This window comes from Streptomyces sp. NPDC027962 (genome assembly GCF_055566095.1).
In genome coordinates this window covers 167,040-183,298 of record NZ_JBVHTA010000007.1, presented here as the reverse complement: position 1 = coordinate 183,298, position 16,259 = coordinate 167,040, and the positions used below count along the sequence as shown (strand labels likewise).

The following is a 16,259-nucleotide window of genomic DNA, read 5'->3' as shown; positions in this document are numbered from 1 at the left end:
GAGTGTCAGTAGACGGCGACGCCGAATGCGCCGAGTGCCTCACTGACCGGCTGGTGGAGCGCCGATCCGCCGGCGCCCCTGCAGCCTGCGCTGCCCGAGTGGATGCCCAGGGCTGTCGTGCCGGCGAAGTGGGCGCCGCCGCTGTCGCCGCCCGCGGAGCAGGCGGTGGTGCGGACCAGGTCGTGCACCGGCCCGTCGCCGTAGTTCACCGTGACGTTGACGGCGGTCACCGTGCCGCTGGTGAGTTTGGTGGTGGAGCCGCTCTTGTGGATCGACTGGCCGACGATCGCGTCGGCCGCAGATGTGATGTCCTGGTGGTCGCCGTTGTAGAGGTTGACGTTGCCCGCCGGCAGCGACCCGTCGGTGTAGCGGACGAGACCGTAGTCGTTGGCCGGGAAGCTGGTGCCCTCCCGTGTGCCGATCGAGGGGCCTCCCGAGGTGGCGGACCAGTTGCTGGCGGCATCGGTGCAGTGCCCGGCGGTCAGGAAGTACCGGTCGGCGCCCCTGGACACGTTGAAGGCGGTGGAGCAGCGGTAGCCGCCGCCGTAGATCGCTTCGCCGCCCGCCATCTCCTTCCTGAACGCGCCGTCGATCTGCTTGATGCGGACGGCGTCGCCGAGTGTCGCGGCGACGCTCCTCAGCTTCGTCATCGAGGCCGCGGACACGGTGCTGTCGGCCTCGATCACGACCTGGTTCGTCGAGGGGTCCAGGCCCCAGGAGGTCCCTGTGATCCTCGCCCTGGATTCCAGGGTGTCCACAGCGGCCTGCAGTTGGGCCATGGTGCGGGTGACGAGCTCGGCTCGGGCACCGGTGGCCCGTACCTCCTCGGCGGCTTCCGCGTCGGTGACGGTGACGACGAGTTCACCGCTCTCCGCGTCGAGGTACGAGCCGGCGCTGCGGTCGCCGAGGTCGCGGGCGAGCGAGGTGTGCAGGGAGTACTGGGCGGGCGATGCGGCGACGCCCGGGCTCGGATTCTCGGCGGCGCCGGCCGTTGCGGAGCCGAGTCCGACGGCGGCCAGGGCCAGCAGGGCGGGAAGGCAGATGCGCGCGCGGAGCGTGCGTCTCATGGGGGGCTTCTCCTTCGTACGAGTCCGTGTGGGGGTGCCTGACGGCATGTGGACTGGACCAGTCCGGAGTTGCGGACCCACTGTGGCATGGCCCTGACATGGACACCAGGCCGCCGTCGGCGGCTTGCGCCTACTGGCCGGAGGCAACCACCGGATAGTGGTCGGACAGATTGGTGTACGTGTAGGTGGTGCCCCAACTGGAGACCGACCAGGGTGCGCTCTGCTCCTTGATCACCTCATTGGTCCAGCCGGCAGGCCTGGCGTGCCCCGCACGGTGCAGTACGTGGTCCAGATCCTCGCGGGCGTCGTCGGGGTAGCGCTCGGCCGCGATCGAGTTGTCCTCTGTGTCGAAGGAGTACGGGTGGCCGGTCCGGGCGTCGGCTCCCACCAGACCCCCGTCGGCGAGCATCGAGGCGTACTCGGGTGTGCGCGAGTCCACGTTGAAGTCGCCCGCCACGACGACCTGCTCGGAGGCCGGGATCTTCTTGCCGTCCAGGAAGGCGTCCATCGCACGGAACTGACGGCTGCGCATCTCCGCGGCCTCACCCGCGTCGCAGCCGGGGTCGGTGGACTGCGCGTGGGTGCCGACGACGTGTACCTTCGTGCCGTTCACGTCGAGCACCGCGTAGACGAAGCCCTTGTTCGACCACCAGTCCGCGCCGCACGCGTCCTTGTAGACGTACTGCTCCTTGCGGACGATCGGCCACTTGCTGAGGACGGTCACCCCGCCGTCCTCGGGTGTGGTGGCCGAGTACGAGCCGCTCGTCGCGTCCCAGCCGTCCTTGCTCCGGCCCATCACCGGCGTGCGGTGCGGATACTGCCCGGCGGCGTTGCGCATCAGCGCTTCCGAGGAGGAGTTGTCGAAGGCCTCCTGGAGCACGACGACGTCGTTGCCCCGGAAGAACGGGGCCGCGGGGATGGCGGCGGCGCGGTGGTCCTGGCCCCAGTTGGGGTAAAGCGTCTTGCTGAACAGGAACGCGTTGTACGTGAGGACCTTCAGGCGCGGCGTCTCCGCGCTCGGCGCGGCGGCGGCGGACGGCGCGGCACCGGCGAGCGCGGTGGCGGCGAGTACGGCCGACAGCGCGGCGGAAACGGCGGCGGTGGGAACACGGCGGAGCTCGGAATGCGGCACAGGATCTCCCGTTGCAGGGTGGGGGGTTCCACCGGTCGACGGACCGGCGCCGCACATCAAATCAGCCGTAGTTACCTGCTGGTAATGGGTAGGTGCCCGGATTCTTTACGCCACGCCACGATCAGGGGCGGATCCCGTCGCAGGCGATCGGAAGATGCCGTGGCCCGCGCAGCACGGCGTTCTGCCGGTACGGGGGCGGGTCCTCCAGCAGACGTGGGTTCTCCAGCCTGCGGGCCAGTTCCGACAGGGCGAACTGGGCCTCCAGCCGGGCGAGCGGAGCGCCGAAGCAGCTGTGGATGCCGCTGCCCAGCCCGAGGTGCTGGATGTCCTTTCGGTCCGGGTCGAAGCGGTTCGGGTCATCGAAGCGCTGCGGGTCGCGGTTGCCGGACGCCAGAACCAGCCAGAGGGAGGCGCCCTTGGGGATGGTGACGCCGCGGACCTCGATGTCGGCGAGGGGCGTGCGCTGCGGCAGCAGCTGCACCGGCGGCTCGAAGCGCAGCAGCTCCTCGACGATGGGCACGACCAGCCGCGGATCCGCACGGAGGCGCTGGAGAACGTCGGGGTTGCGCAGCAGGGTGAGCATTCCGTTGGTGACGAGGTTGACGGTGGTCTCATGGCCCGCGATCAGCAACAGCGCCGCTGTGCTGAGCAGTTCCATCGTGGTCATCGTGCCGTCCTCGCTCTTGAGCGTGGCCAGCTCGGAGAGCATGTCGTCTCCGGGGTTCTTGCGGCGCTCCTCGATCAGGCCGGCCAGATACATGCCCAACTGCATCCGGGCGTCGTTCGAGATCTTGCCCCGCTCGGTGGGGTCCGCGCTCGGGTCGGGGTCCAGGCTCGCGGCGATCGTGTCCGCCCAGGCATGGAAGCGCGCCTCGTCCTCGCGCGGCACCCCGAGCAGCCGGCAGATCACCGTCACCGGGAAGGGATACGAGAACTGGTCCACCAGGTCGAACCGGTCGGTGTCGCCGATACCGTCGATGAGGCCGGAGACGATGCCGTGGAGCTCGTCGCGCATCCCGTCGACCCGGTGCGGCGAATGCGGCGGGCCGAAGGGCCGGTTGGTCATGCGCCGCAGCCGGTCGTGTTCCGGCGGGTCGAGCCGCAGGAAGCTCGGCGGCAGGGCGCTCTCCTCCTCCTGGGCCGACTCCGCCAGCGGGTCGTGGGTGGTCGAGGCGAGATTGTGGGCGTCCGAGCTGAGCCGGGGATCGTGCAGGAGGCTGCGGATCTCGTAGTAGGTGCTGACGACGTACGCCCCGTCCTCTTCGTGAAGGACCGGCGTCTTCCGCAGCTCCTCGTAAATCGGATACGGATCGGCGCGGTTGGCGTAGTCCAGGATCTGGTGCAGCAGCGATTGCGTCATGGCGGTTCCTCGTGTCCGTGCGGGTCAGTGCGCGGGGGTGAACGTCATCCGGCGGTCGGCCGGCGAATATCCGCTGACGGTTACAGTCGGGCCGTGGGTGGGGATCGACGGGTCGGGGAAGTCCGCGTCCATCGGGCGCTGTCCGTCCGGGTGCCGGTCGACCGTCGCGAACGACGGCGGGAACGGCGCCGTGGTCTCGATGAGCTCCTGGTAGAACTGCAGCCACCGGGCCTGGTCGAAGGCGACCGCGCCGATGACGCGCCCCTGGTAGCCGTAGACACCGATGAACCTGTGACTCTCGAGCGTGCCCTGCGAGACCAGGATCTCCGTCCCCAGCGACGGCACTCCGACCGACTTGATGTTGACGCCGAACTGCGAGGACCAGAAGGCCGGCACCCACATGTGGGGGAGCCGGTCGGAGCTCTCGCTGAGCATGTTGTGCGCCGCGATCCCGGCCTGCGAGACGGCGTTGCCCCAATGCTCCAGGGACAGGAACTGGTAGCCGAACAAGGGGTGCGGGGAACGGGCGACGTCACCGGCCACATAGATGTCGTCGGTCACGATTCCGCGGATGTCGAAGGCGCGGCAGCCCGCGTCGCAGGCGATGCCGCGGGGGCCGGCGCCGAGCCCGGACCCGGCGAGCCATTCCGTGTTGCGGGTGGCGCCGAGCGATACGACCACCACGTCGGTCTCCACGGTGGAGCCGTCGGACAGATGCGCGGCCCGTACCCGCCCGGACGTGTCGCCCTCGAGGGCGGTCACCATCACCCCGGTGCGCAGGTCCACGCCGTGCTCGCGCTGGAGTTCGGCGGCGACCGCGCCGACGACCCCGCCGAGCGCGCCGACCAGGGGCGCCGCGCCGCGCTCCGCGACCGTGACGGGCAGGCCGCGTTCACGGCAGGCGGAGGCGATCTCCGAGCCGGTGAACCCGGCGCCGATGACAAAGACCCGCTTGGGACCCTCGGCGAGCCGCCGTTCGAGCGCTGCGCCGTCGTCGCGGGTCCGCAGCACGAAGACGCCGTCGAGTTCCGCCTCGTCCTCGCGCGGCCACGGCCGCGCCCGCACCCCGGTGGCGATCAGCAGCCGGTCGTAAGGCACCTCGTCGCCGTCGGCCAGCCGCACCCGCCGGGCGGCCATGTCGAGGCCGGTGGCCGGGACGCCGAGCCGCCAGGTCGCGTCGAGAGCCCGGCACCTGGGCAGCGCGGTGCGGTCGGCGGCGGCCCGGCCCAGCAGCACCTGCTTGGACAGCGGGGGCCGGTCGTACGGCTCGTAGGGCTCGTCGCCGATCATCGTCAGCGAACCGGCGAAGCCCCCTTCGCGCAAGGTCTCCGCTGCCCGCAGGCCCGCCAGGGAGGCGCCGACGACGACGATGCGGCCCTCGCGCTTGAGCCGTTCCAGGGCTCCGTCACCGTCCATCGGACACCGCCTCCGCCTGTGTGTCGACCGCGTCGACGAGGATCGCCTGGACTGGGCAGGCCGCGGCGGCCTGCGCGAGGTTGTCGCGCTGCGCCTCGTCGGCCTCCGGGTTGTACAGCAGCCCCTCCTCGCCGTGCATCGTGAAGATTTCTGGAGCCAGGAACGCGCACTGCGCGTACCCCTGACAGCGGTTCAGGTCGACGACTAGCCTTACCAAGGGATCGGTCCTCTCCAATGGCGCGGTCACCCCCACGCCACCACCCTCGGTGGCGCGCTGGGAAACGGCGACGGCTGGAAGCCGTTGGAGTGAGCGCTGCGGGCGGCTCAGGCCAGGGCGGCGGGCCGGGATGCGGCGGGCCGCCGGCGCAGCAGGATGTACAGACTGACGACCAGCGCCCAGGCCGGGAAGACCAGTTCCAACCAGGGCAGATCCGCCCCCATCACGAGCAGCGTCAGCCCGGCCAGGTAGCCGAGGATCACAAGCGGGCGTGGAAAGACGCCGAGCCGGCGGCCGATGGCCGAGGTCGTGAAGATGAACACCGCCGCCATCCGCATCGCATACGTGGTCAGCAGGGTGTAGGCGAAGAAGCGGCCGAAGGGCGAGTGCTGCTGACTCTCGTCGAGCACGGTCCCCGCCGCCGCGGCGCTGGCGAACAGTGTGGCGACGAAGACCAGGCCGCTGCCCAGGAACACGGTGGAGATGAACTGGTCCTCCGCCTCACCGGCCTGATCGCGCAGGGCGCCCATGAACCACAGGAAGGCGATGCCGGCGAACGGGAGCAGGTCCAGCGCCGTCTGCACGGCGTGCCGCTGCCCGGCGTCGACGGAGACCTCGTCTCCGTCGGCCCCGCCGGGCAGCGCGAGCCGCACCAGGACGATCGCCGCTGCCAGCAGGATCGCGAACACGACCCCCGCGATTCCGGCGGCCCGGGGTGTCCCGAGGCGCTCGTGCTTCTGCTCCATGATCCCTCGCTTCTGTCTGCGCTCTTTCGTACAGACAGCAGCGATCCGGGAACTCGCGCCACCGGAGCGGCTCGGGAGGACGACCGCCATGCGCCGTACAGGTCATGGAGGGGCGGGCCGGCGGGTCCGTCAGGACAGCTGGAGTTTGAAACCGACGTGCGAGCCGACGAAGCCGAGACTGAAGCCGGTGTGGCGCGAGTGCCGCGAGGAACGACTGAGGCCGGTAAGGCGCAAGTGCCCCAGGTCGCATACTGGGGGGTGACGGACCGACCCGCCGCACGCAGGGAGAACACTGATGACCAGGGCAGGCGCGGCCGAGCCCTTGCCGCCACCGCCCGGCGGCGTGCTGTGGAGCCTCGCCGGTGACATCCGCGCCCTGCTGATGCTCCCCGCCGCCCTCACCCTGCAGGTCGCGCACCCGGCCGTCGGGGCCGGCGTCGACGAGCACTCCGTCTTCCGCACCGACCCCTGGGGACGCGGCGAGCGCTCCCTGCGCTCGCTCCAGCTGTGGATCTACGGCGGCGAGGCTGCGGCCGAGGAGGGCCGCAGGCTCCGCCAGCTGCACCGCACCATCCAGGGCACCGACGCCCACGGCCGCCGCTACCACGCCCTCGACCCCGCCTACTACTCGTGGGTGCACGCCACCGGATTCCCGGTCTACCGGCACGCGGCCCGCTATCTGGTGCGCGAACTCACCGAGGCCGAGGAGCGACAGCTGTACGCGGAGTGGCTCCAGGTCGGCCGGATCCTCGGCATCCACGACCGGGACATGCCGCAGACGATCGAGGAGTTCTGGCCGTACTACCGCAAGGTGCTCGCCGACGAACTCGAGGCGACCGTCGTCGTGAGGGAACTGGTGGCCGTGGACCAGCCGGTGCCGCCGCCGGACCGGGGCCCTCTGCCGCTCCGGCTGACGCTGCGCGCCTTGTGGCCCCTGCTGCTTCCGCCACTCGCCCGCTTCCGCCGGTTCATGACCATCGGGCTGATGCCGCCGGACGCCCGCGAGGCCATCGGCCTGCCGTGGACCGACCGGCAGGAGCGCAGCCTGCGGCGCTTCGCCCGGGTCGTACGAGCGGTGGTGCCCGTACTCCCCGAGCGGCTGCGCTACCTCCCGCCGGCCCGTGAAGCGCGGGCCAGGGTCAGGTCAGACCACCGCGCGCGATGACCTCCGCATACCAGTGGGCGCTGTCCTTGAAGGTGCGGCGCTGCGTCGCGAAGTCCACGTGCACGATGCCGAACCGCTTGCTGTAGCCGTACGCCCACTCGAAATTGTCCAGCAGCGACCACAGGAAGTAGCCCCGCACATCCGCGCCGTCCGCGATCGCCCGGTGCACCGCCGACAGATGGGCGTGCAGATACGCCACCCGCTCGGGGTCCTTCACCTCGCCGGACGGGTCGGCGTAGTCGTCGTACGCCGCCCCGTTCTCGGTGATCACCAGGGGGACGCCCGGCAGGTCGTCGCGCAGCCGGATCAGCAGTTCGTGCAGCCCGTCGGCGTCGACCGGCCAGTCCATCGCGGTTCGCGGACCGGGGGCGGGCAGGAACCGCACATGCTGCTCTGCGCCCGCCCACGGCGACGGGGACTCGGAGGAGCCCTCGGCGACGACGGTGGGGGAGTAGTAGTTGATGCCCAGCGAGTCGATCGGCGTGGACGCCACCGCCAGGTCGCCGTCCAGCACGAACGACCAGTCGGTGACCTGTGCCGTGTCCCGCAGCAGATCCTCCGGAAGCCGGCCGTGGAAGACGGGGTCGAGGAAGATGCGGTTGCCGACGGCGTCGATGCGACGGGCCGCATCCAGGTCGGCCGGCGAGTCCGAGTGGGCCCGCACCGCATGGAGGTTGAGCGTCAGCGAGACCTCCGCGGACGGCGGCAGCACGGCGCGCAGCACCTGCGTCGCCCAGCCGTGCGCCAGGTTGAAGTGGTGCGCCGCACGCAGTGACGCGAGGGGGTCGGTGCGGCCGGGCGCGTGCACCCCGTTCCCGTAGCCGAGAAACGCGGCGCACCACGGCTCGTTGAGCGTCGTCCAGGTCGCCACCCGGTCGCCGAGCGCCTCGGCCACGAGGCCCGCGTACTCGCCGAACCGCTGCGCGGTCTCCCGTTGCGGCCAGCCGCCGATGTCCTCGAGCTCCTGCGGCAGATCCCAGTGGTAGAGCGTCGCGACCGGCCGGATACCGGCGTCCCGCAGCTCGTCGACCAGCCTGCGGTAGAAGTCGAGACCCTTCTGCACGGCGGGCCCGCGTCCGGTCGGCTGCACCCGTGGCCAGGAGACCGAGAACCGGTAGTCGGTGACGCCGAGCCGGCGCAGGAGGCCGACGTCCTCGCGCATCCGGTGGTAGTGGTCCGCGGCGATGTCGCCGGTGTCGCCGTTGCGGACCTTGCCCGGGGCGCGGCTGAAGGTGTCCCAGATGGACGGGGTACGGCCGTCCTCGGCGGCGGCGCCCTCGATCTGGTAGGCGGCGGTGGCGGTGCCCCAACGGAATCCGGCGGGGAACCGGAGCGTCGTTGTGGTGTCGGGCCGTGCGTCGAGCGCGGTCATGAGGTGGAACTCCAAGGGGTGAGACGTCTGAGCGGAGAGAGAGGTGAAGGGGCGTCCGCCGGACACCCCTAGGGCGTGTTTCGGAAGTCCCGCCTGGCCCACGACGCCTGGCACACACACTCGCTGCGTTGTCGGAGTCATCCAGGTACGTTCAGTACGAGGATGATCCTCCGCCTTGCGATTGCACGCACCAGACGCCGCGGGCCCCGCCCTGCGGGCGGACGACGCTACTTTCGAAACACGCCCTAGCCCTTGACCGCGCCCTGCATGATGCCGCCGACGATCTGCCGGCCGAGCAGGCCGAAGACCAGCAGCACCGGGAGCGTGCCCAGCAGGGTGCCCGCCATGATCACGGACTGGTCGTGGACGTAACCGCCGCCGAGCTGGCGCAGCGCCACCTGGACGGTCGGCTCCTGCGAGGAGAGCGCGACGATCGGCCAGAAGAAGTCGTTCCAGGCGGCCATGAACGTGAGCATGCCGAGCACGGCCATCCCGGGCCGGGCGATGGGCACCACGATCGACCAGAAGATCCGGGCGGTGGAGGCACCGTCGACACGGGCGGCCTCGATCAGCTCGTCGGGCAGCGACTGCACCAGATACTGGCGCATGAAGAAGACGCCGAAGGCGGACACCAGCCCGGGCAGGATCACGGCCTGCAGCTGATTCACCCACTGCAGCTCGGCGATCAGCATGAAGAGCGGGATGACCCCGAGCTGCGGCGGGATCATCATCGTGCCGACCGTGACGGCCAGCAGCGCGCCACGTCCGCGGAAGCTCAGCTTGGCGAAGGCGAAACCGGCGAGCGTGCAGCACAGGACGGTGCCGACGGTGATGGACCCGGAGACGATGAAGGAGTTGACCAACGCCTTGCCGATGTCCGCCTCCTCCACCACCGCCTCGAAGTTGCGGATCAGGTTGGGGCCGGGCAGCAGCGTCGGCGGGACCTTCGCCAGATCGGCGTTGGAACGGCTGGCGGCGACGATCGTCCAGTAGAACGGGAACGCCGAGACGAGCACCGCGACGATCAGGATGGCGTAGGCGAGCTTGCCGCCCTGCATGGTGCGGCCGGCGCCGGACCTCCCGCGACGGCGCTTCGGTGCCGACCGGTCCGCGGTGGCCGGCTGCTGTTTCGTCGGCGGTGCGGCGAGCGCGGTCATCGCCCGGCCTCCTTGCGGGAACGGCGGCGCGCGATCAGGGCGTTGACCCCGACCAGCACCAGGATCAGCAGGAACATCACCCAGGCGATGGCGGCGGCACGCCCCAGGTGGAAGAAGCCCCAGCCCTGCTCGTACATGTAGAGCCCGAGGGTCTGGTACTGGTGCGAGATGCCGCCGGAGATGGAGCCCTCGAAGAGCAGCGGCTCACCGAAGAGCTGGGTGGCGCCGATCGTGGACACGACCACGGTGAACAGGATCGTGGGGCGCAGGCCGGGCAGCGTCACATGGAAGAACTGCCGCCACCGGGACGCGCCGTCCATCTCCGCCGCCTCGTACAGCTCGCTCGGGATGGACTGCATGCCCGCCAGATAGATCAGTGCGTTGTAGCCGGTCCAGCGCCAGATGACGATGGTCGACACGGCGATCTGCGAGGCGACGGTCCCGGTCTGCCAGTCCACCGGACCGAAACCGATCAGCTCCAGAAGGTAGTTGATGAGTCCGAAGTCGCGGCCGAAGAGCTGGGCGAAGACGAGTGTGGCGGCCGCGACGGACGTGGCGTAGGGCAGCAGCATTGCGGTACGCAGGAAAGTGCGGCCGCGCAGCCGGTAGTTGAGCAGATGCGCCAGCGCCAGTGCCATCACCAGCTGCGGCACGGTGGACAGCGCCCCGATGGTGAACGTGTTGCGCAGCGCGGTCCAGAAGAACTCGTCCTCCAGCAGCGCGGTGTAGTTGCCGAGCCCCCGCCATTCCATGTGGCCCGGGGTCTGCAGCTCGACCCGGTAGAGCGAGACGAACGCCGTGTAGATCAGCGGGAAGAGCCCGAAGGCGGCGAACAGCGTGAAGAACGGGGCGACGTAGGCGTACGGCGAGAGCTTGCGCCAGGCGCGCCGCACGGCCGGCGGCCGCGGTGGCGAGACCGCCTTCGCGGGGGCGGTGAGGGTCACGATGCGGCCCTTCGAGGAGTCGTTACGGGGGTGGAGGGGCCTTCGGGCCGTTCCCGTGCGGGGCGTGGGGCCTTCGGGCCGCTCCTGTGCAGGGGGGAGCCTTCGGGCCGGTCCCGTGCGGGAGTTGACAAAGGGGAGCGGCCCGAAGGAGATGCGTCGGACGTCAGCCGATGGTGTTGTCGACGCCCTTCTTCGCGTTCGCCCAGGCCTTCTCGGACGACGTGCCCTTGCGTTCGACCTCGCTCAGCGCGTTGGTGATCTGCTGGTTGACGTTCTGGTCGTGCACGCCGAGGACCTGAACCGGCGCCGCCTTGGCCGCGTCACCGAAGATCTTGCCGATCGGAGCCCCGGAGAAGTACGGATCGGTCGCGTCCGCGACCTTCTCGATCGCATTGGTGGAGGACGGGAAGTTGCCCTGCTTCTGGAAGAGCTTGGCCTGCTGCTCGGGGGCGGTGAGCCATTCGATCAGTTCGTACGCCTCCTTCTTGTGCTTGGCCGCGCGCGGGATCGAGAGGTACGAGCCGCCCCAGTTGCCCGCGCCGCCGGGCAGCTCGGCGATGTCCCACTTGCCCTGGCCGCTGTCACCGGCCTGGCCCTTGATGTAGCCGAGCATCCAGGCGGGGCAGGGGATGGTGGCGAAGGAGCCGGCGGCGAACGCCTGGTTCCACTGCGGCGACCACTGGTCGAGCTTGGCGCTCAGACCGGCCTCCGCCGCCTCGACGGAGGTGTCCCATGCCGTCTTCAGCGCCGGGTTGCTCTCCCAGATCAGCTCCCCGGAGGCGTCGTAGTAGCGCTCCTCCTCCTGGCCGATCATGATGGAGAAGAGGCTGCCGACGCTGTCCAGCCAGGCGCTCTTCGCGGGCGCCTTGGCCTTGTACTGCTCGCCCAGCTCGAGGTAGCCGTCCCAGGTCGACCACTTCTTCGCGAGCTCCTCGCGGTCGGTCGGCAGACCCGCCTGCTTGAACAGGTCGGTGCGGTAGCACATGGCCTCGGGGCCGACGTCGGTGCCGAGCCCGAGGACCGAGCCGTCCTTGGCGGTGGCGGCGGCCCACTTGAAGTCCGCGAACTGGCTCTTCAGCTTGTCGGCACCGTACTTCTTCAGATCCTCGAACTTGTCGGCCTGCTGCTGGGTGACCGACGCGATCCGGCCGACCTCGATGCCCTGGACGTCCGCGAGGCCGCCGCCGCCGGCGAGCCGGGTCTGGAGCGACTTCCAGTAGTCGGCCTCGTCCTCGGTGTCGGTCTGCTTGATCGTGACGTTCGGGTGCAGCTTCTCGTACTCCGCGTAGAGGCCGGCCTCCTTGTAGCCGAAGGATCCGAACAGGTCGACGGTGAGCGTGATCTTCCCGCCCTCGCCGTCGGAGGCGGTGTCCGACGAACCGGATCCGCAGGCGGCGAGCAGTGCCCCGGCGACCGCGACCGCACCCAGGCGGACGGCGGCCCTCTTGGCGGCTCTGGCTATGGGCATGGGAAGCCTCCTTGGCTTCGGGATGGAGCGAGAGCGTTGAGAGCGCTCTCAGATCTGCGCTTGGAGCGTGCCCCGCGGACGATCTCCCCGTCAAGAGTCGAAGGCATAACGGCTTGGACTCGGGCCCAACTACCGCCTGTGTTCCGTCTATTGACACGTGTGTTTCAGGAGTTTTACGTTTCGGCCATCTGAGAGCGCTCTCGGCCACCCATCCAGTGATGACTTGAGGTGCTGTTCATGCCAGCCCCCCGCAACAGACCAGCCGCAGCGCTGGTCCTCGCCACAGCCCTGGCCACTGTCGGCCTTGGGCCGGCCGCCGCCCCCGCGGCCGCCGCCACCGTACCCGTCGGCTCCGGCAGTTACTCCGACACCCGCCCCGCCGGCACGTCCGGTCCGACGACCAACACAGGCACGCCGGTCACCCCCAAGGTCACCGCGGCGGCCAGGAACCGCCCGGTGCCCACCAACGACTGGTGGTCCTCCCTCGCCTTCCAGCGCTACGGCGACAACCCGTACTCGACTCCCATGTACGGCCATCCCCTCACCTACCAGGCCACCGCCGGTGGGCTGGACGTGGGCTACCCCACCACCCCGGCGATCGTCGGCGACGGCCGCCAGTACGAGTTCGCCCACAAGCGCGATCTCACCATCGGCCTCACCGGTCTCAACTCCGCGGACACCAAGGCCGACGACTGGTCCGACTGGACCGTCACCCCGTACTGGTCCGACGGCACCCGCACCCTGCGCACCACCATCGGCCACGGCCTGCCGTTCGTGTACGCCAAAGGCTCGGGCGGCAACGCCCAGATCACCACCGCCGGCGCCCCCGCCGTCTTCGCCGACCAGGGCAACGTCCTCGGCATCACCGTCGCGGGACACCACTACGCCCTCTTCGCGCCGACCGGCAGCGACTGGAACGTGTCCGGCTCCACCGTCAGCGCCGGACTCGGCTCCAAGGACTACTTCTCCGTCGCCGTCCTGCCCTCCACCGGCGCCCTCGCGACGTACAAGAAGTACGCCTACAGCTTCGTGACCGGCTCCAAGGTCGCCTGGAGCCACACCGGCGGCACGGTCAGGGCCACCTACACCCTCACCACCGAGGCCGAGGAGGGCACCGAGCGCGGCACGCTCCAAGCGCTCTACCGCCACCAGTGGCTGAACACCACCGACCCGCTCACCTCGCACACCTACGTCTCCCCGCGCGGCACCATGAAGGTCCGGGAGTCGGCCTCCTTCACCACCAGCCGGAAGGCCTCGGCCGTACTGCCCGCGCTGCCGAAGGCGGGCGGCGTCGACGCCGCCCGCCTGCGCGGCTACCTGAACGAGGTCACCAACGCCCCCGACCCGTTCGAAGGAGCCACCGACACCTACTGGACCGGCAAGGCCCTCGGCCGGCTCGCCCAGCTCGTCCCCGTCGCCGAGCAGATCGGCGAGACCGGCATTCGCGACAAGCTCCTCGGTCTGATCAGGGGCAAGCTCCAGGAGTGGTTCACGGCGGGCGGAGCCAACGAGTTCAGCTACGACAAGGACTGGAAGACCCTAACCGGCTACCCGGCGTCCTACGGCAGCGACACCGAGCTCAACGACCACCACTTCCACTACAGCTACTACGTCTACGCCGCGGCGATCGTCGCCCAGTACGACCAGGGGTGGGCCGCCGACTCCGCATGGGGCGGGATGGTCAAGACCCTGATCAGGGACACCGCGAACGCCTCCCGCACCGACACCGCCTTCCCCTTCCTGCGCGGCTTCGACGTCTACGCGGGACACAGCTGGGCCTCCGGCCACCAGGGCTTCGCCGCGGGCAACAACCAGGAGTCGTCGTCCGAGTCCACCAACCTCAGCGCCGCGCTGGTGCTGTGGGGCTCAGCCACCGGTGACACCTCGCTGCGCGACCTCGGCACCTATCTGCTGACCACCGAGTCGGAGTCGATCGCCCAGTACTGGTTCGACGCCGACGAACAGGTCTTCCCGGCCTCCTTCGGCCACGACACGGCAGGCATGGTCTGGGGCAGCGGCGCCGCCTACGCCACCTGGTGGACCGCCAACCCCGAGGAGATCCACGGGATCAACGTCCTTCCCGTGACCGGCGGTTCACTGCACCTCGGCGGGGAGAAGGCCGCGATCCGGCGCAACATCGCCGAGATGGAACGCGAGAACGGCGGCCCGGCCGTCGAATGGCGCGACATCCTCTGGGAGTTCCAGTCGCTGGCCGACCCGGCCGCGGCCAAGTCCAAGTGGGACGCGGGCCACGCCGGCTACACCCCCGAACAGGGCGAATCCAAGGCCCACACCTACCACTGGATCAGCACTCTCGACACGCTGGGCGCCCCCGACGCCACGGTGACGGGTGACCTCCCGACCTCTGCGGTCTTCACCAAGGGCACCGTGCGGACGTACGCCGCGCACAACCACGGCTCCACGGCCCGCACGGTGACCTTCTCCGACGGCAAGACGCTGTCCGTGCCCGCCCGCTCGACCGCGACGGGCACCGGAGAGGGCGGCGACCCGGACCCCGATCCCGAGCCTCCCACCGGCAACACCTTCCAGCTGCGCAGCGGGGGAGCCCTCACCACGGCGACCGGCGGCACGGCGGGCAGCGACACCATCGCCTCGGCCGCAGGCGCCAACCACGACGGCACCCCGCACCAGCCGCTCGTCTACGAGGTGAAGGGGGTCAACGGCATCCTCACTCCGGGCGCCGCCACGGCCTTCCGCCTCCAGCTGGACGCGGGCACCACGGTCGGCCTCGGCCAGCAGGCCCGCATCAGCTACGACCTCACCGGCGACGGCAGCTTCGAACGGACGGAGACCTACCACTACTTCGCGACCGACCCGGTGCCCGGCTGGGAGGAGTACGCGCAGTCCCGCGGCCTCAAGGTATCCACCGGCACGCTCGGCAACCTCTCCGGCGGCACCGTGCGCCTCGAGGTGTGGAGCGCGATCGGCAACGGCACCGCGAAGCTCCAGACCGGCACCGACAAGTCCGTACTGGTCATCCCCTTCGGCTGATCCCCGCCCCCACAGGAGGCGGCGGGCGCCGGAGGTCAGGCCGACGCCCGCCGCACCAGTGTGGTCGGAGTGATCACGGACGCCGGGGCGCCGCCCCCGGACTCGTTCAGCAGCTTCATCAACAGCCGGACCATCAGCCGGCCCATGCCCTCGACGTCCTGGCGCACCGTCGTCAGCGCCGGCTCCGTCGTGTCCACGACGGAGGCCATGTCGTCGAAACCGACCAGCGCCACGTCCTGCGGCACCCGCAGGCCGCGCTCGCGCAGGGTGCGCAGCGCGCCCGACGCCATCAGGTCGTTGGAGACGAAGACGCCGTCGACGTCGGGGCGGCGGTCCAGTAGTTCCGCCATCGCCCGTGCGCCGCTCTCCGCCGTGAAGTCGCCCTGGCAGAACAGGCCGGGGTCGGCGTCGATCAGGACGTCGTGGTAGCCGTCGATCCGGTCCAGCGCGGAGGTCTGGTCGCGGGGCCCGGCGATGTGAGCGATGTTCCTGCGGCCCAGGGACACCAGATGGCGCACGGCCTCCCGGGCGCCGCCGCGGTTGTCGGCGTCCACGTAGGGGACGGTGACGTCGGCGCCGGCGGCCGGACGCCCGCCGAAGACCATGGGGATCTTCGTCCTGCCGATGAGCGCGGGCAGCTCGTCGTCGTTGTGCAGAGAGAAGGCGAGCGCACCGTCGACATGGCCGCCGCCCAGATAGCGCGCTATCCGGTCGTGGTCACCGGGGCCCTCCACCCACAGCAGCACCAGCTGGGAGTCGTGCGCCGTCAGCTCACGGCTGATCCCGCGGACCTGCTGCTCGAAGAACGGGTCGGAGAAGATCCGGAACTCGGGCTCCGCGATGATCACGGCGACCGCGCCGTTGCGCCGGGTGACCAGAGTGCGCGCCGCGTGGTTCGGGACGTAGCCGAGCTCCTCGACCGCCTGGCGCACCTTGTCGACCAGCGGTGCGCGTACCCCCGCGCCGCCGTTGACGACCCGGGAGGCCGTGGCCCGGGAGACACCCGCGCGCGCCGCGACGGCTTCCAGGGTGGGGCGGGACCCCGTGGTCTGCTCGGGCAAGGCGGGCGCTCCTCGTCTGCTCCGGTGCTCGGTGAGCCGGTCGGCGGCGTGACCTGACTCCGACAGGATATCCGTCCGGCGTATGCGGGTGAGAGCGCTCCCATGAGAAGCGGCCCGGGTGCCCTGGCGCGAGCCCGGCCGG

The 16,259-nt window shown here is 70.4% G+C and carries 13 protein-coding genes; 2 read left to right on the top strand and 11 right to left on the bottom strand.

Annotation, left to right across the window (positions count from 1 at the left end; translation table 11 throughout):
- Positions 1–5 precede the first annotated feature (5 nt).
- The 6 genes from ACZ4SA_RS09515 to ACZ4SA_RS09490 all read right to left on the bottom strand — a co-directional run bounded on the left by ACZ4SA_RS09515 (position 6) and on the right by ACZ4SA_RS09490 (position 5,938).
- On the bottom strand, positions 6–1,067 hold the full coding sequence (locus tag ACZ4SA_RS09515; protein ID WP_468271625.1) for a S1 family peptidase: 1,062 nt from the start codon (positions 1,065–1,067) through the stop codon (positions 6–8).
- A gap of 130 nt (positions 1,068–1,197) precedes the next feature.
- The gene (sph, locus tag ACZ4SA_RS09510) at positions 1,198–2,199 is read right to left on the bottom strand and encodes a sphingomyelin phosphodiesterase (protein ID WP_468271622.1); all 1,002 of its coding nucleotides are present in this window, start codon (positions 2,197–2,199) and stop codon (positions 1,198–1,200) included.
- Positions 2,200–2,320: 121 nt separating this feature from the next.
- Positions 2,321–3,559 (bottom strand): cytochrome P450, encoded by a 1,239-nt coding sequence (locus ACZ4SA_RS09505; protein WP_468271619.1) that lies wholly within the window; start codon positions 3,557–3,559, stop codon positions 2,321–2,323.
- Between the two features lie 24 nt (positions 3,560–3,583).
- On the bottom strand, positions 3,584–4,975 hold the full coding sequence (locus ACZ4SA_RS09500; protein WP_468271616.1) for an NAD(P)/FAD-dependent oxidoreductase: 1,392 nt from the start codon (positions 4,973–4,975) through the stop codon (positions 3,584–3,586).
- The gene (locus ACZ4SA_RS09495; protein WP_468271614.1) at positions 4,965–5,192 is read right to left on the bottom strand and encodes a ferredoxin; all 228 of its coding nucleotides are present in this window, start codon (positions 5,190–5,192) and stop codon (positions 4,965–4,967) included. The genes ACZ4SA_RS09500 and ACZ4SA_RS09495 overlap by 11 nt, the downstream gene beginning before the upstream one ends.
- 107 nt (positions 5,193–5,299) lie before the next feature.
- Complete coding sequence (locus ACZ4SA_RS09490) at positions 5,300–5,938, bottom strand: hypothetical protein (protein ID WP_468271612.1); 639 nt, start codon at positions 5,936–5,938, stop codon at positions 5,300–5,302.
- A 295-nt stretch (positions 5,939–6,233) separates the two neighbouring features.
- Here ACZ4SA_RS09490 and ACZ4SA_RS09485 point away from each other — a divergent pair, with 295 nt between their 5' ends.
- Positions 6,234–7,103: an oxygenase MpaB family protein gene (locus tag ACZ4SA_RS09485; RefSeq protein WP_468271610.1), complete on the top strand. Its 870-nt coding sequence runs from the start codon at positions 6,234–6,236 to the stop codon at positions 7,101–7,103.
- On the opposite strand, the gene ACZ4SA_RS09480 is transcribed toward ACZ4SA_RS09485, so the two are convergent.
- The 4 genes from ACZ4SA_RS09480 to ACZ4SA_RS09465 all read right to left on the bottom strand — a co-directional run bounded on the left by ACZ4SA_RS09480 (position 7,078) and on the right by ACZ4SA_RS09465 (position 12,044).
- Positions 7,078–8,475 carry a GH1 family beta-glucosidase gene (locus ACZ4SA_RS09480; RefSeq protein ID WP_468271608.1) on the bottom strand — a complete coding sequence of 466 codons (1,398 nt, stop codon included), beginning with the start codon at positions 8,473–8,475 and terminating at the stop codon, positions 7,078–7,080. The two genes, ACZ4SA_RS09485 and ACZ4SA_RS09480, sit on opposite strands and share 26 nt — an antisense overlap.
- A gap of 245 nt (positions 8,476–8,720) precedes the next feature.
- Positions 8,721–9,632: a carbohydrate ABC transporter permease gene (locus ACZ4SA_RS09475; RefSeq protein ID WP_468271605.1), complete on the bottom strand. Its 912-nt coding sequence runs from the start codon at positions 9,630–9,632 to the stop codon at positions 8,721–8,723.
- Entirely contained in the window at positions 9,629–10,576 is a 948-nt protein-coding gene (locus tag ACZ4SA_RS09470; protein WP_468271603.1) for a carbohydrate ABC transporter permease, read from the bottom strand. The genes ACZ4SA_RS09475 and ACZ4SA_RS09470 overlap by 4 nt, the downstream gene beginning before the upstream one ends.
- A 163-nt stretch (positions 10,577–10,739) precedes the next feature.
- Positions 10,740–12,044, bottom strand: coding sequence for an ABC transporter substrate-binding protein (locus tag ACZ4SA_RS09465; protein WP_468271600.1), 1,305 nt, complete (start codon positions 12,042–12,044; stop codon positions 10,740–10,742).
- 237 nt (positions 12,045–12,281) lie between these two features.
- On the opposite strand from ACZ4SA_RS09465, the gene ACZ4SA_RS09460 reads away from it, so the two are divergent.
- Positions 12,282–15,056, top strand: coding sequence for a glycosyl hydrolase (locus tag ACZ4SA_RS09460; RefSeq protein ID WP_468271597.1), 2,775 nt, complete (start codon positions 12,282–12,284; stop codon positions 15,054–15,056).
- Positions 15,057–15,091: 35 nt separating this feature from the next.
- On the opposite strand, the gene ACZ4SA_RS09455 is transcribed toward ACZ4SA_RS09460, so the two are convergent.
- Positions 15,092–16,117 carry a LacI family DNA-binding transcriptional regulator gene (locus ACZ4SA_RS09455; RefSeq protein WP_468271594.1) on the bottom strand — a complete coding sequence of 342 codons (1,026 nt, stop codon included), beginning with the start codon at positions 16,115–16,117 and terminating at the stop codon, positions 15,092–15,094.
- Positions 16,118–16,259: the final 142 nt, after the last annotated feature.